We start from the raw sequence: 19,089 nt of genomic DNA, 5'->3' as shown, positions 1-19,089 counted from the left end.
CCCGGTCACCTGGTGGTGGCGGGGCCGGACGGCGACGGCGTGTCGCCCTCGGGCTCGGGCAGGGCGAGAGCGCGGTTGACGACGATCCGGGTGGCGGAGCCGGTGCTGTCCGTCCGTCCGGCGAGGACGTCGTCCTCGGTGAACCGGGCGAGGTAGACGGCCCGGTCACCGAAGCGGTCGTGGTCGTAGACGACGAAGACGCGGCCGTCGGGGCCGATGGCGGCGTCGGGGTAGGAGACGTCGTCGCGGTCGTCGAGGAGGAGCCGGTGCGGCCAGGTGGCGCCGTCGTCGTCGCTGAGGAAGGCCGTGAGGTTGGTACGGCCCTTCCACACCTTGACGTTGCCCTGCTTCTCGATCTCCTCGCGGGAGCGCCGGTCACCGAAGTCCGCGTGGTTGATCATGAGCAGCCGGCCCGACGGGAGCCGGCGGATGTGGAAGCGCGAGCAGGGGCCGTCGATGTGGCTGCGGCGGCCGGGCGACCAGGTCCGTCCGCCGTCCTCGGAGAAGCTCTCGCCCACGCCGTCGAAGCACCGGACGAGCATCCACAGCCCGCCGTCGCGCTTCTCGACGACCATGTGCTCGTCGAAGCTGCGGTTCGGTACGTCGGCCCCGCCGAGGTAGGAGAACGTCTCGCCCTGGTCGCGCGAGACGTACACGTTGGAGAACCGCTCCGACTCCAGGGCGTGTTCCTCGGTGGGTGTGTGGCAGGCCCAGATGGCCGCGGGGAAGAGCCAGGTGCCGTCGGCGAGCACGGTGGGCTTGTTCATCATGATCCCGTTGGCGATCCGCCGCGGCGCCGTCCAGACCGGCTCGTCGTCGGGGTTGTCGCTCGTGGCGGCCCAGACGCCGATCCTGCCGTCGAAGAAGTCCCGGCTCTGGTTCCAGGTCGCCCAGAGCCGCCCGGCGGGGTCCCGCCAGAGGCAGGGGTCGTACACCCGGACCTCGGGGTCGTCGTGCTCGACGACGAAGCGGGGGCCGGTCCAGGTGGTGCCGTCGTCGTCACTGCTGGTGATCACGACGAAGTTGCCGCCGGTCTCCGTCTCCATCCCGGTGTACCAGTTGACGTAGAGCCGCCCGCCCGGGGTGCGCTCGACCGACGGTATGCCCTGCCACCTGCGGTGGGCGTCCTGGTACCGGGCGCCGGTGGGGCTCGGGTGGATCCGGGCGGGGGTCATGGTGCCTGTCCGGGTCATGCCTGCTCCTGTCGTCGGGGCGCCGTGCCGGTGGCACGTGCGTCGGTGCACGACAGTGTTGAGCAGGTACCCATGTCTGTCAATACTGACGAACGCTCTTCGTCGACTGGTCACCGTCGGGCACCCAGTCCAGCAGTCGCTGGACGAGCACCTCGTTGCCCCCGACGATCGAGGTCTCCACGGCGGCGATCATCGCCTCGAAGTGCGCCCTCATGGCCTCCTCGGCACCGGCGGGGTCCCGCCGCTCGATCCGGTCCAGGACGGCCTGGTGCTCGGCGACGACGTTCTCCTCGTCGCGCCGGGTGGCGAGGACCGTGTCGAGCACCGCCTCGACCCGGTCCAGGTGCGGCGCGAGCATCATCTCGGCGGCCACCTTGAGTATCCGGTTCGACGACATCTCCACTATGGCCCGGTGGAACCGCAGGCCCGGCTGCTCGATCATCGGGGCGTTGCCGACGACCCGGACATGCTGGTCGCACAGGTCCCGCAGCCCCCGCAGCCGGGCCTCCTCCGGTGCGCGGGCGGCATCGCCCGCCACCGCGCTCTCCACGGCGCTCCGCGCCCTGAGCAGGTCGAGGAGGTCCTTGGTGTCGCGTACCGCGTGCTGCAAGGAGTCCGACGCGCGATGGGTCAGGACCGCCTCGGCCGCGCGCCGCCGCCCCTCCCCGGCCAGCGTCCGCCCCTTGGCGCCGACGGGCACGGTCCACCCGCGGGCGTCCATCTCCCGCAGCAGGCGCGAGACGGAGGACTCGCTCAGCTCCCTGCCCCGTTTCGCCAGCTCCCGCTGGGCGTTGCGCGTCCCCAGCGGCCCGCTCGACGCGGACATCAGCTGGAGGAGCGCAAGCATGGCCCCTTCGCGGTCGTTCATCGTCGTCCCCTCGCTCGTCCCGCCGGACGCCTCGTGTCCGCCGGCCGTTCCCTCCCCTCCCCAGGCGAGGGGCGAACCTCCCTGGGCGAGGGCGGGCCGCCGAAAGCCACGCACTTGACTGCGCACACCTCTGCGACCATGGTTAGTCAGAACTGACCGACGCCTGCCGAACTCAGGATACCGTGCCTGTTCCTGTGACGGCACGGCCTTCCGTGATCAAGGCAGGGACTTTCGATGACGCGTGCCTTTCCCTCCGGCGACTACCCCCGCGACCTGGCCGGCTACGGCGGGGACCTCCCCCACGCACAGTGGCCCGGCGGGGCGAAGGTGGCCGTGCAGTTCGTCGTCAACGTCGAGGAGGGCGGCGAGAACAACGTCCTGCACGGCGACGAGGCGTCGGAGGCGTTCCTCACCGAGGAGCCGACCAGCGCGCTACGGGGCCGCCGCAACCTCAACGTCGAGTCGCAGTACGAGTACGGAACCCGGGCGGGCTTCTGGCGTCTGCGCCGGCTCTTCGAGGAGCGCGGCCTGCCGCTGACGGTCTTCGGCATAGCGGAGTCGCTCCGGCGCAACCCCGGACTGGTCGCGGCCGCGCGGGAGTCGGAGTGGGAGATCGCCTCGCACTCGCTGCGGTGGATCAACTACGCCGAACTCGACCCGGAGACCGAGCGCGAGCACATCGAGCGGGCCGTACGGATCCACACCGAGGTGTGCGGCGAGCCACCGCTCGGCTGGTACACGGGCCGCAACAGCGCGAACACCCGCCGGCTCGTCGTCAACCACGGCGGCTTCCTCTACGACTCGGACTCCTTCAGCGACGACCTGCCGTACTGGTCCGACGTGGACGGCACCGCGCACCTCGTGCTCCCGTACACCCTGGACAACAACGACGGCCGCTACGTCAACACCTACGGGTTCCAGTCCGAGTCCTTCTCCGCGTACCTGACACGCGCCCTCGAACTCCTCCTGGAGGAAGGCGCGGAACGCCCCCGGATGATGAGTGTCGGGCTGCACCTGCGGATCAGCGGACGGCCCGGACGCGCCGCGGACCTGCGCCGCTTCCTCGACGTCGTGGCCGGCCACCCGGACGTCTGGGTGGCCCGCCGGGTGGACATCGCCCGGCATTGGCGCACGATCCACCCCGCCTCCCGCTGGCTGCCGGGGTCCGTCGACCCGCTGGTGGAGGACACCCCCGCGGACGCCCTCACGGGGGCGCGGCTCCGGCGCTGAGCGGGGGTGGGGCCGAGCGGGACGCGCAGGCGGCGGCCGGGGCCGCCACGGCTGGGCCGGGGCCGGGGCCGGCCGTCGTGCGGGCGGTGGGAGCGGGCCTAGCGGCTGAAGAGGTCCACGTGCCAGGTGTTCTTGTCGCGGGTCACCGTAAGGGTCTCCTTCAGGAGCACACCCGAGTTGCCGTTGGCCAGGAGACGGGCGGAGCTGGTGTCGGAGTCCTTGCCCTGGTCGACCTTCAGGCTGCTGATCTTCCATCCGCGCCCGCCCTTGGTGGCGAGGATCTTCGACGCCTCCTTCTGCGACCAGGGTTCGTCCTTCACGCCGCCGACCCGGATGAGCCGGGAGGCGCTGCGTGAGTTGAGGGCGCTGACGTACTCGACGACCGCTTGGCGCGCGTCACCGGCCCCCTGCCTGCCCTCGCCGTCCTCCGGCATACAGGCGGGCAGAACCAGTAAGGCGAGGGCGGTGACGGCCACGGCCGCACGGCGACGGTGCACGATGGAACTCCTTCTTCTCGTGTGGGGGGCGGCGGCAGCCCGTCGTGTGCGCGGGCGTACCACCGGGCACGCGTCCGGAGGGGGCGCGACGGCGTCCGGGACGGCGCACGCGGGCGGGGCGACGCGCGTGCGTACCGTCGCCGTGCGAGCGGCGACCGAGGCGGGTCCGCGCTGCGCACGGCGCATGAGCCCTCCTGATCACGAGTTGACCGGTCGTTGTCAGCCTGCACGAAAGGAGATCGAATCCGAGCGGTTCGTTCTCTCATGGCTCTTTCCCTGTGGAGGAATGTCCGATTCCTCATCGCGTCAGGGGGTGCCCACCCATGAGTAGAGGTGTTCGGGGCGGCCCGTATCGCCGTATTTCAGGGTCAGTCTGACGTGTCCGACACCCTCCAGGTACTTCAGGTACCGCTGCGCGGTGGACCGGCTCACGCCGGTGTGCGCGGCGACTTCGTGGGCCGAGAGGGGGAGGGCGCTGCCCGTCAGGGTGCCCCGGATGAGGCCGACCGTAGCGGTCGAGTGGCCCTTGGGGAGGGCGGGCCGCGATGGTTCGGCCGTCGTGAACGCGCTGAAGATCCGGTCGATCTGGTCCTGCCCCGCTTCGCTGGCCCGAGCCGTGTCGTCGAGTGACCGGCGCAGCGCCGCGTAGCTTTCGAGGCGGGCCCGCAGTCCCGAGTACGTGAACGGCTTGACCAGGTACTGCAACGCCCCGTAGCGCTGTGCCATCTGCACGGTCGCCAGGTCGCGGGCGGCCGTCACCATGATCACGTCGGTGTGATGACCGAGTTGGCGCAGCCGGCGGACCAGGGTCACCCCGGTCTCGTCCGGCAGGTAGTGGTCGAGAAGGAGGAGGTCCACGGCGGTGCGCTCCAGGCCGAGGAGCGCCTGGGCCGCGTTGTGCGCACGTCCCACCACGGTGAATCCCGGAACTCTGGCCACATACGCGGAGTTGATCTCGGCCACGTGGAAGTCGTCGTCCACCACCAGGACCTTGATCACCGGGCACCCCCGACCACGGTGAGGCCGGTTCCGGAGGGCTCTGCCGTCCCGGCTCCCGGGACGGGACCCGGGATGATCATTTCCGGCAGGATCACGGTGAACACCGCGCCCCCTCCCGGGCGGGCGGTCACCCTGGCCGAACCGCCGTAACGCTCGGCCAGCCTGCGGACCAGGGAGAGCCCGATGCCCCGGCCGTGCGGGAGCGGGTCGCGCGTACGGACCGGCTGGGGGCGGACACCGGTGCGGGCCGGAGGTTTGGTGCTGTACCCCTCGGTGAAGACGGCCTCACGTGCTTCGGGCGGCACCCCGGGTCCGGTGTCGCAGACCTGGAGCAGCACGGTGGTGTCCTCGGCCCACAGCTCCACCTCCACGAAGGAGTCGGCGCTGTGCTTCTCCGCGGCGGCGTCGAGCGCGTTGTCGATCAGGTTCCCCAGTACGGTCACGAGATCACGTGGGGCGACCAGCCGGTCGGGGAGGCGGGTGCGGGCGCGGACGCGTAGCTCGACGGCGCGTTCGGCGGCCACGACGGCCTTCCCGACGAGCAGCGCGGAGACCAGGGGGTCGTGGACCCGCTCGGCGATCTCCTCCGCGGAGCTGCGGTGGTCTCCCACGGCGTGCGTGACGTAGTCGGCCGCCTGCTGGTACCTGCGCAGTTCCAGCAGGCCGAGCACGGTGTGCATGCGGTTCGCGTGCTCGTGCCCCTGGGCGCGCAGGGCTTCCAGGAGGCCCTGTGTACTGTCCAGTTCGCGGCCGAGGAGCTCCAGTTCGGTACGGTCCCGGAGGGTCACCACGGCGCCGCCGTCGGCGGTCGGCATCCGGTTGACCACCAGGACGCGGCCGCCGCTCACGGTCAGGAGGTCGGCGCCCTCCACCCGGCCGGCCAGTACGTCAGAGGTACGGCCGGCCGGCATGACCGCGTCCAGGCCGTAGTCGGTCATGTCGATGTCCAGGCCGAGCAGCCGGGCGGCCTCGTCGTTGACCAGGCGGATCCTGCCGCGCGGGTCGAACGCGATCACCCCCTCGCGGATCCCGTGCAGCATGGCCTCGCGTTCGTCCAGGAGGGCCGAGATGTCGGAGAAGGCGATGCCGTGGGTGCGGCGCCGCAGTCGCCTGGACACCGCGACGGCCACGCCCGCACCGACGGCCAGCGCCGCCGCCGCGCACAGCAGCAGGGCGGGGAAGGCGCCGATCAGACGGTGGCGCACGCTGTCGTACGCGATGCCGACGGACACGGCTCCGACGACGTCGCCGGAGCCGTCGTAGAGCGGGACCTTCGCGCGGGCGGAGCGCCCCAGCGTGCCGCTGTCGATCTGCTTGATCTCACGGCCCGCCAGGGGGTCGCTCGGGTCGGTGGACACGTGCCTGCCGATCTCGGCCGTCGTGGTGTGCGACCAGCGCACACCACGCATGTCCATGGTCACCACGTAGAGCGCCCCGGTGGCGCGCCGGATGCGCTCGGTCTCCCGCTGGACGGGGCCGTCCGGGGTGGGCCGTGTCGTGAGCAGTCCCTGGGCGATGGACGGATCCGCCGCGGTCGTCTGGGCTATCGCCAGGGCGCGGTGCATGGCCTCCTCGTCCAGCTCCCGGGCGAGGGGCGCGGTGAAGAGGCTGATGGCCAGGACCACCACTCCGGTCGTGATGGCGAGCTGCACCATCAGGACCTGGCCGGAGAGCCGCTGGGGCCAGTGCGGTCGCACGCTCTCCTCCTCCCTCTTCGGTGGGCCGGGAACGGACGGTTCCCGTGCCGGTGGTTGTCGTGGTTGTGGTTGTCGTGCCGGCGGTTCTTGTGCCGGCCGTTTTGGTACCGGCGGTTTTCGGCCGCGGCGGACATGCCCTTTTAACACCTGTGTAGCCGCAAGGTAAACGGCTCACCGATCTCTGCCCACCCCCGTGCACCGGGATCGCCGTTTCCGGGTGAGCACAACGAGCAGAACGGTGACTACGGGCACAAGGACGGGTTGTGCCCACAAGACTGTCGGCCCGCCGCGGCCGCTCCTACCGTCCCGGCCATGAGCATTCAGAAACGTCCGGTCATCGAGTTGCGGGGAGCGAGCAAAGTCTTCCGCACCCCCTCAGGTGGCCTGCACACTGCCGTACGCGATCTGAACCTCACCGTCGAGCAGGGGGAGTTCGTCGCCGTGGTGGGCCCCACCGGGTGCGGGAAGTCCACCACGCTGACCCTGGTGAGCGGGCTGGAGGAGGCCACCGAGGGCGAGGTCATGGTCGGCGGCGCCCCGGTGTCCGGTATCGGCGACAAGGTCGGCTTCGTCTTCCAGCAGGACGCGGTGTTCCCCTGGCGGTCGGTGCTCTCCAACGTGATGGCGGGGCCCCGCTTCCGTGGGGTGCCCAAGGCGGAGGCGAAGGAGCGCGCCCGCTCGTGGCTGGCGCGGGTCGGCCTCAGCGCGTTCGAGGACCGCTACCCGCACCAGTTGTCGGGCGGGCAGCGCAAGCGGGTCGCGCTCGCGGCCACCTTCGTCAACGACCCCGAACTCCTCCTCATGGACGAGCCCTTCTCGGCCCTCGACGTGCAGACCCGGGCCCTGATGTCCGACGAGCTGCTGGATCTGTGGGCGGGTACCGGGGCCTCCGTCGTCTTCGTGACCCATGACCTGGAGGAGTCCATCGCCCTGGCGGACAAGGTCGTCGTCATGACGGCCGGGCCCGCGACCGTCAAGGAGATCTTCACCATCGACCTGCCGCGGCCGCGCCGGGTGGAGGCGGTCCGGCTCGAACCCCGCTTCGTGGAGATCTACCGCGAGATCTGGTCCTCGCTCGGTGAAGAAGTCCGCATCACCCGCGAACGGAGTGCGTCCGATGCCGCTTGAGACCGACTCCGCACCGGCCCCGAAGGCACGGGCCGCGGCCGAGAACGCCGGACCCACGGGAACCGCGGGCGGCACCCGCGCGCAGGAGCGGGCCCGGGCCGCACGCAACCGCCGCATCACCGTCTACACCGCACGTGTCCTCCTCCTCATCGGGCTGCTGGGCCTGTGGGAGTGGCTGGCCCGTTCCGCCGTCATCGACCCGTTCAACTTCTCGATGCCGTCGAAGATCTGGGACCAGATCGTCCGGTGGGCGACGGACGGCACCCCGCAGGGGTCCCTCTGGGAACAGATCTGGTACACGCTGTACGAGGCCCTGGTCGGCTGGATCATCGGTGTGGTCGCCGGTGTGATCCTCGGAATCGCGCTGGGCAGGGTCCGCTTCCTGTCCGACGTCCTCGGGCCCTACATCAAGGTGCTCAACGCGCTGCCGCGCATCGTCCTGGCACCGATCTTCCTGATCTGGTTCGGGCTGGGTCCGGCCTCGAAGATCGCCTCGGCCGTGGTGCTCGTCTTCTTCCCCGTCTTCTTCAACGCCTTCCAGGGTGCCCGCGAGGTGGACCGGAACCTGGTGGCCAACGCGCGGATCCTCGGGGCCAGCAACCGGCAGGTCACCTTCCAGGTCGTCATCCCCTCGGCGACTTCGTGGATCTTCACCAGCCTGCACGTGAGCTTCGGCTTCGCCCTGATCGGGGCGATCGTCGGGGAGTACATCGGCGCCACGAAGGGCCTCGGTCTGCTCGTCTCCGCCTCCCAGGGCACGTTCAACGCCGCCGGGGTGTACGCCGCCATGGTGATCCTCGCGGTGGTCGCCCTGCTCGCCGAGGGGGTGCTGTCCTTCCTCGAACGCAGCCTCTTCCGGTGGAAACCGGCCGACTCCGGCGACGGTCGCTGAACCTCCGCCACCGCCGACCGACCGGGGGTGTCCCCACCTCCACCGCCCTCCCGTCGAGGGAGGCCCGAACCCTTCCTGACAAGGACGTGATCATGCGTACTCCTCTCAAGGCCGCCGCTGCCGCCGCCACCACCATGCTGGTCCTGTGTTCCCTCAGCGCGTGCGGAGGCGGCTCCGGTGACGGCCAGGTCAAGATCATGGTCGGTGGCCTGGACAAGGTCATCTACATGCCGGCCATGCTCACCCAGAAGCTCGGCTACTTCGAAGCCGAGGGGCTCGACGTGCAGTTGCTGACCGAACCCGCCGGTGTGCAGGCCACCACCTCACTCGTCTCCGGCGACGTCCAGGGGGTCGTCGGCTTCTACGACCACACCCTCGACCTCCAGGTGAAGGGGAAGGCGGTCGAGTCGGTCGTGCAGCTCTCCCACACCTCGGGGGAGGTGGAGGTGGTCTCCAACGCCGCCGCGGAGGAGATCAAGTCGCCCAAGGACTTCTCCGGCAAGAAGCTCGGCGTCACCGGTCTGGGGTCGTCCACCGACTTCCTCACCAAGTACCTCGCGGTGAAGAACGGGGTGCCGACGGAAAAGATCACCCCGGTGGCGGTCGGCGCCGGCCAGACCTTCATCTCCGCCCTTCAGCAGAACTCCATCCAGGCGGGGATGACCACGGACCCGACGGTCACGCAGATCCTCGACAAGAAGGTCGGCAAGATACTCGTCGACATGCGCACGCCCGAGGGCTCGCAGGAGGCACTCGGCGGCCCCTACCCCTCCTCCAGCCTGTACATGAACACGAGCTGGGTGAACGACAACAAGGAGACGGTGCAGAAGCTGGCCAACGCCTTCGTCAAGACCCTCAAGTGGATGAACAGCCACACGCCCGAGGAGATCGCCGCGAAGATGCCGGCCGACTACGCCCAGGGCGGCGAGAAGCTGTACGCCGAGGCCATCCGGAGCACGCTGCCGATGTTCACGACGGACGGTGTGATGCCGAAGGACGGCCCGGAGACCGTCGAGCGTGTCCTGAAGGCGTTCAACCCGAACCTCAAGGACGCCAAGGTCGATCTCAGCAAGACCTACACCACCGAGTTCGTGGAGAAGGCGGGCTGACGGTCGGGGTCGCCGGCATCGGCTACCGGTCGCCGGTCGCCTCTCCGTCGGCCACCTGTGTCGGTCACCTGCGTCGGTCCGCCCGGATACCGCGATACCCGGATGCACCGTTCCCCCCGATGCCCCCGATGCCCGGATGTCCGGCACTGCGCTGCGGTGCCGGGGATTCGGGCGCGGGTGCGGTGCCGCCGGGCCGTGCCGCCGGGCTGTGGCGCCGGGCCGTGCCCACGTCGAGGGTTGAGGGGTCCCTCCCCCGGTCTCGCGTTCCTCGCCACCGGGGGCCGATGCCCCCGCCCTGCCGATCGCCGGGTTCTCAGAGCATGATGAGCAGACGCGTCTTCGGCTTGAGCTTCCTGTTCACCGAACGACTCTGCACGTACACCTCCAGCGCCGGGTTGTTGCCCGCCTTCACGGAGACGGTGCCGTGGATGCCCGTACCGAACAGGAGGCTGCGCGCCGCGTCGCCCGTGTAGGCGCGGTCCGTGTCCTTCTCGACCACGATGACCTCCTTGTTCGGCTGCACCTGGGCCCGCGCTCCCAATTGGTAGTAGCAGGCGCCCCGTTCGTACGTCACGCCCGGGTGCGAGTCCACGAAGGGCCTGATCTCCATCTCCTGGTCGACCTTCAGGAGCCGGTACTTGTCGGCCGGGATCGGTTCGAGCGTCGCGCGCACCTCGTCCACCGATATGTCCTGGCCGACGGCGAACAGGTTCTTCGTGCCGCGCACGCCCTGTTCGCGGCCCCGGAGGAAGCTGGTGGCGGCGGCGCGCACGGTGCCGATCGCCTCCTCGACACCCTCCCGTGAATCGGCGTCCCAGATGGCGATGTTGCCGGCCGGGAAGCCGTAGTTCTGGGCCGTGCGCTTCGCCAGGGAGTTCGGGACGAGGATCGCGGACGTCCAGTGGCCCGGCAGCCGGCCCATCTTCGACGCGATCTTGTCCAGCCAGGGGCCCAGGATGGCCATGTCGCCGTCGTGCCGCCGGTCACCGCCGGAGGCGTTCTCCTCGCCGTCCGTCACCACGATCTGGAGGAAGCTGTGCTCGCCGTACTCCTCCCATATGTGGCCCAGGTCGTCCAGGGACTTCAGAGAGGCCTCGATGAGGGCCGTGGCGCCGTTGTTCACCTTGTACAGGCCCCGCATGGACGGCAGATGCTTCACGTCCATGTCCCAGACGAGGTTCTCCACCCTGTGGTCGAAGGAGTAGAGACTGATCCGGGTCTCGTGGCCGAGGCTGTCCGACTCGGCCTTCAGACCCGCCACGAACTCGTCCACGACGCGGATGAGCTGGCTCTCGTGCGGACGCATGGAACCTGAACAGTCCACGACCAGCGCGACATGATTCACCTTGTGCTGGATCTTGTTGGCGGACATGCTTCTGCTCCTTCTCCAGGGCTCCCTGAGTGATGCTTCGACTTTATGGGGAGCCACTGACAACGCCGCCTGACGTGCGATCATCCGTCCGCGCCCGGAGCCGCCGCCCGACGCCCAGGGGTCTGGTGCGCCGACCTGACCCGGCCCGGCCCGGGTCAGGTCAGGCCGTACACCGAAGGGTCCGGCCTACCGTCGGTGCGGTAGGCCGGACCCTTCGTCATGCGGCTCTCTCAGGACTGCGGGCGTCGGCCGTGGTTCGCGGCGTTCTTGCGGCGCGCCTTCTTCTTGCGTCGTCGTTTCGAGGACATGGCCACCTCTCGCGGCTTCGGATCGGTCAGGACGCATCCTGATGCTGACCGCTCCATGGTCCCAGTGCCGCGCGCGAAAGGCGAAACGACACGGCCGTCTTCCGGGTCGGGCGCCCGGTGGACCGGCAGGGGGACGAGCGTGGAGCCGGGGAGGGACCTTGAACGGACGGAGGCCGGGCCGTCTCAGGAGCGGCAGGTCACCTTCATCTGCGCTGCGGCGTGGTGGGCCTTGCCCCATCCGCTGGACCAGTCGTCACCCCGGTCGAGGAGCTTCACGCCGATGGTGGCGCCCTGCATCGAAAAGGTGCCGGCATCGACCCACCGGCCACGGAGCGAGGCCTGGTTGACGGTGAAGCTGTCGTACTTGGTCGTCCGGTCGTTGGCGTCCACCAGGACGTGGTACGTCGTGGGGTGCCCTCCCACGTACAGCGTCGTGTTGCTGTGCGGGACGAAGACGGATATCTGGCAGGTGCGGGCCGTGGTGCCGGGCCGCCACCACCACATCACGCGGTTCTTGGCGTCCGTGCTCGTGGATCCGGACATGGGGACGGCCACATAACCGCCGTTGCAGCCGTCGCCCGTCCAGGCTCCCGTGGTGCGGGTGTACCAGCCCTTGGTGCCGTCCGCGAAGTAGTTGTGCTGCTTGTAGCCGCCGCCGGAGGGAACGGGGCACCCGGGGCCGGCGACCGCCGAGTAGACGACGGTCGAGGCCGCCTGCATCTGGGCCTTCGGGGCGGAGGTCTGGGGTGAGGACGACTTCTTGGCGGACGGCGCGTCCGGGGACGCGGAGGCGGCCGTACCGGGGACGGTCGCGTCCTTGCCGCCGTCGATCGCCTCACCGGAGCCCTTGTCTCCGCCTGTCGCCGGGTCCGCGCCGGGGGCGGGGACGCCGCCCGCCGTGACCGGGGCCTGCCCCTCCTTCGCTCCCTGGCCGCCCTTGTCCTGGTCCTTCCCCTTCGCCTGCGGGGTGCCCGGGGACGCCGCCGCGAAGGCTCCGGGCGCGGCCGTCTCGCCCTGGCCCAGGACCGTTCCGGACTCCTCGCCCGCCGCCGGTCGTCCGCTGTCGCCGTCGCCGGTCCGGACCAGGAAGGGGACGCTGACCAGCAGCAGGCCGGCTATCGCCGCACCGGCCAGCAGCGCCTTGCCGGGACGCCCGATCCGGTCGCCGGTGGCCGTACCGGAGCCCACGGAGTTCACCGGCGGGTCGGTGTCCGCGACGGCCACCCCCGCACGGGCGGCCGTCCCGGTCTTCGCGGCCTCGGCCGTCGCGGTGCCGGGCTCCGTGGCCTTCACCGTGGTCTCCCCCACGACCTCAGGCTTTTCGGCCCCCTCCGCAGTGCCGGTCTTCGCAGCAGCGGCCTTCGTGACCTCGGTCGTCGCGGTGCCGGGCTCCGTGGACTCGGGCTCCGTGACCTCGGCCGTCGCGGTGCCGGGCTCCGTGGCCTTCACCGTGGTCTCCCCCACGGCCTCAGGCTTCTCGGCCCCCTCCGCAGTGCCGGTCTTCGCAGCAGCGGCCTTCGTGACCTCGGTCTTCGCGACCTGGGGCGCGTCGGCCGCCGTTCGTCCGGTGGGTTCGGTCCCGGCCGGCTTCTCCGCCGCCGTATCCACCTCCACCGGCTCCTCCGCCCCGGCCTTCGCGGGCTGCTCCTCCCGTGTCGTCCCAGGCTCCGGGGCAGGGACGGGTGTTCCCGCCGACTCCGGCTCCGCGTCAGGGGTGTCCCGTTCCCCGCTCGGGGACTTCGGCTCCGCCACGGCGGCCGGCTCTTCGTGCTGGGGCTCGGTCATGAGGTCCTCCGCGAAACGGAACTGACGGGTCGTGGGTACGAGGCGGATCGGCCGGGGCGGGACGAGCCGGCCCGTGACCCGCCCTCCGTACCGTCTGTCGGAACCACAGCCCGGGCCGCGCGGTGGTGTCCCCGGACGTCCGTGGGCAACCGTCGTACAGCCCCGGCGTGTTGCACGAGCCGCCCCGACCTGGAGCGATATGACGGCGGGGCGCGAGCGAACCGTATCGTGTGCCTGAGCACCACTGATCATCCGGGCCCCCGCACGGGCGGCCGGATCGACCCGGGACCGCCCGCCGGTCGCCTCGCCGTGGCATCCTGTTGCCTTCCACGCACGGGCGCCGGGGAACGTCGACGCCGCACGACCGGAGGCAGGTAAGACGATGCGGACCGGAGGGATACCCGACCCGCCCCCCGAGATACCCGACTCGGTGCGCGACGCGGCACGGGACGCTCCCGAACACTGGCTCGGCGTGGTCGATCCGCAATGGCCGCAGGACCGGCCGCCGCCGGACTGGGCGGTGGTCGGTGAGTGGCGCTCCGACGAGGAGGGGGACGTACGGGAGTACCGCGCGAATCCCCGGTACCGGCCCTCCGCCCAGGTACTCGGCTGGCCCGAGCCCACCGATCCGGTGGACGCGGCGGCCCAGCGGGCGGCGACCGGGTACGGTTCGGTCGACGAGGCACTGGCGGTACTCGCCGACGCGGAGGTCACCGTCGTACGTGGGGCGGACGGACGGAGGCTGACCGCCGCCGGTTCGGACGGGAAGCCCGTCGTCCTGGTGTTCACTTCCCCGGCACATCAGTTCATGTCCCCGACACTGATCCATGAGACCCTCCCGGCGGGCGAGTTGGTACGCGAGTTGCGCGGATCGCACACGTCGCTGATGGTCAACGCCACAGCCGCGGCCCCGCTGGTCGTTCCGGCGGACAGCCTGCCGGTGAGCACGCCCCCGAGGGACGAGGACACCGGCCGCTCCACGGACGGCGCGGGTTCCGGCACGGTCGCCGCTCCGGCGGCCGGCACCTCGGAGGCGGCGCCCGACATTTCAGGTCAGGCCCCTTGGCCCCACACCACAGGGAGGACCCCGTGACACGCTCGGCCCAGAACCCCGTCAACCCCCCGGCGACGGCGCACGAGGAGCCCGGTGGCGGGGAGGGCGTCAGCTCTCCCCCGCCCGCCTCTCCCGAGCCCGAACCCACGCCCGCGCTGTCGCTGAGCGGCGAGGAGGGTGCGGAGCCCACGGGTGCCGCGACCCCGAAGGGCGCGAAGACCGCAGAGGGTGCGAAGACCCCGGAAGGCGCGAAGGACCCCAAGGCCCCGAAGGGCGCAGAAGGCGCGAAGGACACGGAGACCGAAGCCTCCGCCGCGCGCCCGGCCGTCACCCCGTCCGGCACGGACACGGCAACGCAGCCCGATCCCGGCACCGGCACCGGCACCACTGAGACCACTAAAACCGCCGAGACCGCCGAGACCGAAGGATCCGGCACAGCCGGGGACACGGCCGGGGACACGGCCGGGGACACAGCCCGCGCGACAGCCGGTGGCACGGCCGCCGCCGGTGAAAGCGATCCCGGCGCGGCCGCGGCGGCGAAGAGCCGGCTGCCCGCTCTCGTACGGACCATGACCGCCACCGCCATCGGTGACAAGGAGCCGCAGGCCACCCCGGTGGGCAGGCCCGGCAAGGCGATGCTGGCCGGCGCGGCGGTGGCCGGCGCGCTGCTGGTGTCGGTGCCGTTCCTGCTGCTCGGCGGGAACAAGGACGACGGACGGAGCACCTCCGCCGAAGCCCCCGGTACCGTGCTCGCCGGCGACGAGCAGAGGGCGCCGGGCGACTTCGTGGCGGCCACCCCCGAGGCGGGCGCGCCCGAGGACGCGAAGGTGCCCGAGCCGAAGACGGCCGACGCGGGCGCTCCCGTGGCGCACAAGGACGACGAGGACGGCAAGGCTCCCAAGGGCGACGCGGACGGGAAGAAGGACGAGGCCGGCGGCGGGAAGGCTCCGAGCGAGGCGAAGGTCACGGAGGAGAAGCCGAAGGAGAAGCCGAAGACGGTGTCCTCGGGCCAGAACTCCTCCTCGAACAGCGGCGCCGACAAGAAGGCGAGCACCAAGTCGGCAGTGTCGCTCGGCAGTCCGGTGTCCATCCGCAACCACATGGCCGGCCTCTGCCTGAACGTCCCGCACAGCCAGTTCAACGACGGGATGCGCCTGGACGCCTGGAACTGCAACGGCACCAACGCGCAGAAGTGGCAGACCGCGGCCGACGGCACGTTGCGGATCGGCGGTCTCTGCCTCGATGTGGCGAACGCCGTCTTCCGGGAGGGCACGCCCATCCAACTCGCCTATTGCAGCGGGAACATCGCCCAGAAGTTCGTGATCAACGAGCGCAACGACCTGGTGAACACCGTGGTCGGCATGTGCGTGGACGTGCCCGCCGACAACCGGGGGAACGGGGCGAAGCTCCAGCTGTGGACGTGCACCGGCAAGGACAACCAGAAGTGGAGCTACGCCTGACCGCCGCCGGCCGGTCCGTGCGCAGGGTCCCCGGCCGGTACGCACGGGAGACCCCCGGCCGGTACGCGCGAGGAGACCTCACTCGAACACAGGGGCGGTGTACTGGCATGATCGGGTTTCCGGGTAGTTCCAGGAGCGGGCGCCTCGGCTCATGGCACCGCCCAGGCGAGGAGGTTCGTGCGTGTCGCGCCAGGTACTGACGGTCGGCCCGGAGGGCTCCGACCGCTACCGGACGATCGGTGAGGCGCTGGCAGCGGCGCGCACCGGCGCCGTCATCAGCATCCGTCCGGGGGAGTACGCCGAGAGCCTGGTGATCCATACCCGGGTCACGCTCACGGCGGCCGAGGGGCGGGGCACGGTGGAGATCCGGCCCCGGTCGGGCAGCGTGCTGACGCTGCGGGCCGACGCGGTGATGCTCTCGGAGCTGACGCTGCGCGGTACGGACGCCGAGCAGCCGGCCGTCGACGTGCGGCGCGGGCAGGCGGCTCTGGACGGCTGCGAGATCAGCGGGGCCGCCTGGGCGGCGCTGCTGGCGGGCGGCACCGGTTCGCTGGCGTTGCGCGACTGCCGGGTGAGCAATCCGAAGGGTGCCGGGATCGTGATCACCTCGGCGGCGGGCAGCTCGGTGGAGTCCTGCTCGGTGGAGCACCTGGCGACCAGTGGCATCGTCCTCGCCGAGCAGGGGGACGCGACGGTCCGCGGCTGCACCGTGCGGGACGCCCGCGGCAACGGCGTCCTGGCCAACGGGGACGCGCGCGGCACCGTCGAGGACTGCGACATCTCGTCCACCGACAAGCCGTCGATCGCCCTGGAGGAGCGCTGCACCACCCGGGTCGTACGGACGGTGGTGCACGACACCAGTACCGGGGTGCACATCACGAGCGCGGGCCGCACCACGCTGGAGGACGTACGGATCACCGGGGCGTCCGCCACCGGCATCGTGCTGGCCGCCGGAACCGACCCGGTGCTGCGCCGCTGCCGCACCTCGCGTACCCGGGGCGGCGGTGTGCTGGTCACCGACCGGGCGCGCGGCACGTTCGAGGACTGCTGGGTGGACACCGCGCAGGGCGCCGCGCTGAAGGTGAACGGCGCGTCGTCCCCCGCGCTGACGGGGCTGACCGTGCGTGACTGCGAGGCGACCGGTCTGCTGCTGGACGAGGACTCGGCGGCGGAGCTGGACCGGCTGGAGGTCATCGGCTGCTCCCCCGCCGTCGCCGTGCGCGGGGGCGCCAATCCGCTGCTGCGCCGGGCGCGGCTGGTGGAGCCGGCCGGTGACGGGTTCACGGCGGCGAAGGACGCGCGGGGCCGGGTGGAGGACTGCGAGATCGTCCGTCCCCGGGACACCGGTGTGCGGGTGGCGTCCGGCAGCACGCTGTATCTCGCGGGCGGTGGAGTGTCCGGCAGCGGCGGCAGCGGTGTCCTGGTCGAGGAGGGCGGCAGTGTCACCGTCCGGGACTTCCGCGTCGAGGCGTCCGCCGAGGACGGTGTGGCGGTGGCCGGCGGGGCGGAGATCACCGCCAGCCGGACGACGGTGCACGCCCCGGCAGGGCACGGTTTCGTGTTGCGGGAGGGCAGTCTGGGCTCACTGAGCGCCTGCGAGGTGAGCGGTGGCGAGAAGGACGGCTTCCGGGTGGAGTCGACCTCTCCGGTGTCCCTGGTCAACTGTGTGGCGCGGGAGAACGCGGGCGGCGGGCTGGTGCAGGCCGTGCCCGGCGAGCGGCTCGCCGTGGAGGGGCTGACCAGTTCGGGCAACGGGAAGCGCGATGCCTGGGGGTCCGGGAACGCCGAGAACACCGACCCGGCGGGTTCGGGTGCCGCCGAGGAGGCACCGATCTCCCGTGAGGGCGGGCCGCTCAGCGCGCTCAACGACCTGATCGGCCTGGAGAACGTCAAGCAGCAGGTGCGGACCCTGGTGAATCTGACCCAACTGGCCCAGAGACGCGAACAGTTGGGCATGTCCGCACCGCCGATGAGCCGCCATCTGGTCTTCACGGGCCCGCCGGGCACCGGCAAGACGACGGTGGCGCGGTTGTACGGGTCGATCCTGGCGGAGCTGGGTTCGCTGCGCAGCGGTCACCTCGTGGAGGTGTCCCGCGCCGACCTGGTGGCGCAGATCGTCGGCGGTACGGCGATCAAGACGACGGAGACCTTCCAACGGGCCCTCGGTGGCGTGCTGTTCATCGACGAGGCCTACACCCTGACCTCGGACAGCGGCAACGGCGGAGCGGACTTCGGCCGGGAGGCCGTGGACACGATCCTGAAGCTGATGGAGGACCACCGCGACGACGTGGTGGTGATCGTGGCCGGGTACTCGCGGGAGATGGAGTCCTTCCTCGCCTCCAACCCCGGTCTGGGGTCGCGGTTCTCACGGTCCGTCGAATTCGAGAACTACTCGGTGCCGGAGTTGGTCGCGATCATGGAAAGCATGTGCCGGCAGCACCAGTACGAACTGGGCGAGGGCACCGCCGGGGCACTGGCCACCCACTTCGAGCGGATGCCCCGCGACGCAGGATTCGGTAACGGCCGTGCCGCGCGCGGGGTGTTCGAGGAGATGGTGGACCGGCAGGCGATGCGGCTCGCCTCGCAGCATGACATCGGCGAGCGCGATCTGCGGCTGCTGCTGCCGGAGGACGTGTCCGCCACCGCGGCCGCTCCGGCCGGGGACGGCGGGGAACGGGACCCGCTCGCGAGCCTCGGCGACATGGTGGGCCTGGCGGAGGTCAAGCGGGACGTCACCGATCTGGTCAACCTGATCACCACCGCCCGGCACCGGGCCGCCGCCGGGCTGCCGGTGCCCTCGATCAGCCACCACCTGGTCTTCACCGGCCCGCCCGGCACCGGCAAGACGACGGTGGCACGGCTGTACGGCGAGATCCTGACCCAGTTGGGCATCCTCAGCGGCGGCCAGCTGGTCGAGGTGGCGCGCGCGGACCTGGTCGGCCGGTACATCGGCCACACCGCCCAGTTGACCAAGGAGGCCTTCGAACGGGCGCGGGGCGGTGTGCTGTTCCTCGACGAGGCGTACACGCTCACCCCGGCGGGCGGCGGGGCGGACTTCGGTCAGGAGGCCGTGGACACCCTGCTGAAGCTGATGGAGGACCACCGCGACGACGTGGTGGTCATCGTCGCCGGATACACCGCCGAGATGGAACGCTTCCTCGCCTCCAACCCCGGGCTGTCCTCGCGCTTCTCACGGCGCGTGGCCTTCTCGGACTACTCCTCGGAGGAGCTGGTCACCATCGTCCGCTCGCACGCCGCGTCGATGGGGTACGAGTGCGGGCCGGGCACCGGGGTGCTGCTCAAGGAGCACTTCGACGCGCTGCCCCGCGACCGTACGTTCGGCAACGCGCGGCTCGCCCGCCAGATGGTGGAGTCCATGGTCACCCGGCAGGCGGGACGCCTCAGTGCGCTGGCCGCCCCCACCCTGGACGATCTGCGCACGCTGATCCCGCAGGACGTCGCCACGGCCCGTGACACGGCGGGCCGGTGAGGGGCCG

The 19,089-nt window shown here is 71.1% G+C and carries 14 protein-coding genes; 7 read left to right on the top strand and 7 right to left on the bottom strand.

All coding sequences use genetic code 11. The features are described 5' to 3' along the window. Positions 1 to 5: 5 nt before the first annotated feature. Together B9S64_RS26575 and B9S64_RS26570 are read right to left on the bottom strand one after the other, a co-directional pair. A complete protein-coding gene (locus B9S64_RS26575; protein ID WP_103493658.1) occupies positions 6 to 1,193 on the bottom strand; it encodes a sialidase family protein in 1,188 nt (395 codons plus the stop codon). 79 nt (positions 1,194 to 1,272) lie between these two features. Beyond that, positions 1,273 to 2,061 (bottom strand): FCD domain-containing protein, encoded by a 789-nt coding sequence (locus B9S64_RS26570; protein ID WP_103493657.1) that lies wholly within the window; start codon positions 2,059 to 2,061, stop codon positions 1,273 to 1,275. Positions 2,062 to 2,295: 234 nt separating this feature from the next. On the opposite strand from B9S64_RS26570, the gene puuE reads away from it, so the two are divergent. Further along, entirely contained in the window at positions 2,296 to 3,291 is a 996-nt protein-coding gene (gene puuE, locus B9S64_RS26565; RefSeq protein WP_103493656.1) for an allantoinase PuuE, read from the top strand. A gap of 98 nt (positions 3,292 to 3,389) precedes the next feature. Here the strand turns inward: puuE and B9S64_RS26560 are convergent, their stop codons facing one another. From B9S64_RS26560 to B9S64_RS26550, 3 genes are all read right to left on the bottom strand, one after another. Next, complete coding sequence (locus tag B9S64_RS26560; protein ID WP_146060189.1) at positions 3,390 to 3,788, bottom strand: hypothetical protein; 399 nt, start codon at positions 3,786 to 3,788, stop codon at positions 3,390 to 3,392. Between the two features lie 306 nt (positions 3,789 to 4,094). Then, positions 4,095 to 4,787 (bottom strand): response regulator, encoded by a 693-nt coding sequence (locus B9S64_RS26555; RefSeq protein ID WP_103493654.1) that lies wholly within the window; start codon positions 4,785 to 4,787, stop codon positions 4,095 to 4,097. Next, positions 4,784 to 6,484 (bottom strand): sensor histidine kinase, encoded by a 1,701-nt coding sequence (locus B9S64_RS26550; protein ID WP_103493653.1) that lies wholly within the window; start codon positions 6,482 to 6,484, stop codon positions 4,784 to 4,786. The genes B9S64_RS26555 and B9S64_RS26550 overlap by 4 nt, the downstream gene beginning before the upstream one ends. Before the next feature lie 312 nt (positions 6,485 to 6,796). Between B9S64_RS26550 and B9S64_RS26545 the strand changes: the two genes are divergently transcribed. The 3 genes from B9S64_RS26545 (at position 6,797) to B9S64_RS26535 (ending at position 9,613) form a co-directional block, all read left to right on the top strand. Continuing rightward, complete coding sequence (locus B9S64_RS26545; protein ID WP_028440909.1) at positions 6,797 to 7,612, top strand: ABC transporter ATP-binding protein; 816 nt, start codon at positions 6,797 to 6,799, stop codon at positions 7,610 to 7,612. Beyond that, the gene (locus tag B9S64_RS26540) at positions 7,602 to 8,504 is read left to right on the top strand and encodes an ABC transporter permease (protein ID WP_103493652.1); all 903 of its coding nucleotides are present in this window, start codon (positions 7,602 to 7,604) and stop codon (positions 8,502 to 8,504) included. Before B9S64_RS26545 ends, B9S64_RS26540 begins: the two co-directional genes overlap by 11 nt. Before the next feature lie 92 nt (positions 8,505 to 8,596). Further along, complete coding sequence (locus tag B9S64_RS26535; protein WP_103493651.1) at positions 8,597 to 9,613, top strand: ABC transporter substrate-binding protein; 1,017 nt, start codon at positions 8,597 to 8,599, stop codon at positions 9,611 to 9,613. A 313-nt stretch (positions 9,614 to 9,926) separates the two neighbouring features. On the opposite strand, the gene B9S64_RS26530 is transcribed toward B9S64_RS26535, so the two are convergent. Then, positions 9,927 to 10,985 carry a vWA domain-containing protein gene (locus B9S64_RS26530; protein ID WP_028440912.1) on the bottom strand — a complete coding sequence of 353 codons (1,059 nt, stop codon included), beginning with the start codon at positions 10,983 to 10,985 and terminating at the stop codon, positions 9,927 to 9,929. Between the two features lie 491 nt (positions 10,986 to 11,476). Beyond that, complete coding sequence (locus tag B9S64_RS34225; RefSeq protein WP_146225114.1) at positions 11,477 to 13,078, bottom strand: hypothetical protein; 1,602 nt, start codon at positions 13,076 to 13,078, stop codon at positions 11,477 to 11,479. 382 nt (positions 13,079 to 13,460) lie between these two features. Between B9S64_RS34225 and B9S64_RS26520 the strand changes: the two genes are divergently transcribed. The 3 genes from B9S64_RS26520 (at position 13,461) to B9S64_RS26510 (ending at position 19,082) form a co-directional block, all read left to right on the top strand. Next, positions 13,461 to 14,171, top strand: a complete 711-nt coding sequence (locus tag B9S64_RS26520) for a type VII secretion system-associated protein (RefSeq protein WP_107498628.1) — start codon at positions 13,461 to 13,463, stop codon at positions 14,169 to 14,171. Beyond that, a complete protein-coding gene (locus B9S64_RS26515) occupies positions 14,168 to 15,592 on the top strand; it encodes an RICIN domain-containing protein (protein ID WP_258038054.1) in 1,425 nt (474 codons plus the stop codon). Before B9S64_RS26520 ends, B9S64_RS26515 begins: the two co-directional genes overlap by 4 nt. A gap of 181 nt (positions 15,593 to 15,773) precedes the next feature. Then, a complete protein-coding gene (locus B9S64_RS26510) occupies positions 15,774 to 19,082 on the top strand; it encodes a right-handed parallel beta-helix repeat-containing protein (RefSeq protein ID WP_103493650.1) in 3,309 nt (1,102 codons plus the stop codon). Positions 19,083 to 19,089 lie beyond the last annotated feature (7 nt).

Origin of the sequence: Streptomyces sp. SM18 (genome assembly GCF_002910775.2) — a bacterium.
In the GTDB taxonomy this organism is placed as follows: Bacteria; Actinomycetota; Actinomycetes; order Streptomycetales; family Streptomycetaceae; genus Streptomyces; species Streptomyces halstedii.
Note: the sequence above shows the minus strand (reverse complement) of the source record. Positions and strands in the feature narration are given on the sequence as shown.

What these genes read in the sequence shown, in the direction of transcription:
- B9S64_RS26575 (WP_103493658.1), bottom strand. Translation starts at nt 1,193, where the DNA reads ATGACCCGGACAGGCACCATGACCCCCGCCCGGATCCACCCGAGCCCC.
- B9S64_RS26570 (WP_103493657.1), bottom strand. Translation starts at nt 2,061, where the DNA reads ATGAACGACCGCGAAGGGGCCATGCTTGCGCTCCTCCAGCTGATGTCC.
- puuE (WP_103493656.1), top strand. Translation starts at nt 2,296, where the DNA reads ATGACGCGTGCCTTTCCCTCCGGCGACTACCCCCGCGACCTGGCCGGC.
- B9S64_RS26545 (WP_028440909.1), top strand. Translation starts at nt 6,797, where the DNA reads ATGAGCATTCAGAAACGTCCGGTCATCGAGTTGCGGGGAGCGAGCAAA.
- B9S64_RS26540 (WP_103493652.1), top strand. Translation starts at nt 7,602, where the DNA reads ATGCCGCTTGAGACCGACTCCGCACCGGCCCCGAAGGCACGGGCCGCG.
- B9S64_RS26535 (WP_103493651.1), top strand. Translation starts at nt 8,597, where the DNA reads ATGCGTACTCCTCTCAAGGCCGCCGCTGCCGCCGCCACCACCATGCTG.
- B9S64_RS26530 (WP_028440912.1), bottom strand. Translation starts at nt 10,985, where the DNA reads ATGTCCGCCAACAAGATCCAGCACAAGGTGAATCATGTCGCGCTGGTC.
- B9S64_RS34225 (WP_146225114.1), bottom strand. Translation starts at nt 13,078, where the DNA reads ATGACCGAGCCCCAGCACGAAGAGCCGGCCGCCGTGGCGGAGCCGAAG.
- B9S64_RS26520 (WP_107498628.1), top strand. Translation starts at nt 13,461, where the DNA reads ATGCGGACCGGAGGGATACCCGACCCGCCCCCCGAGATACCCGACTCG.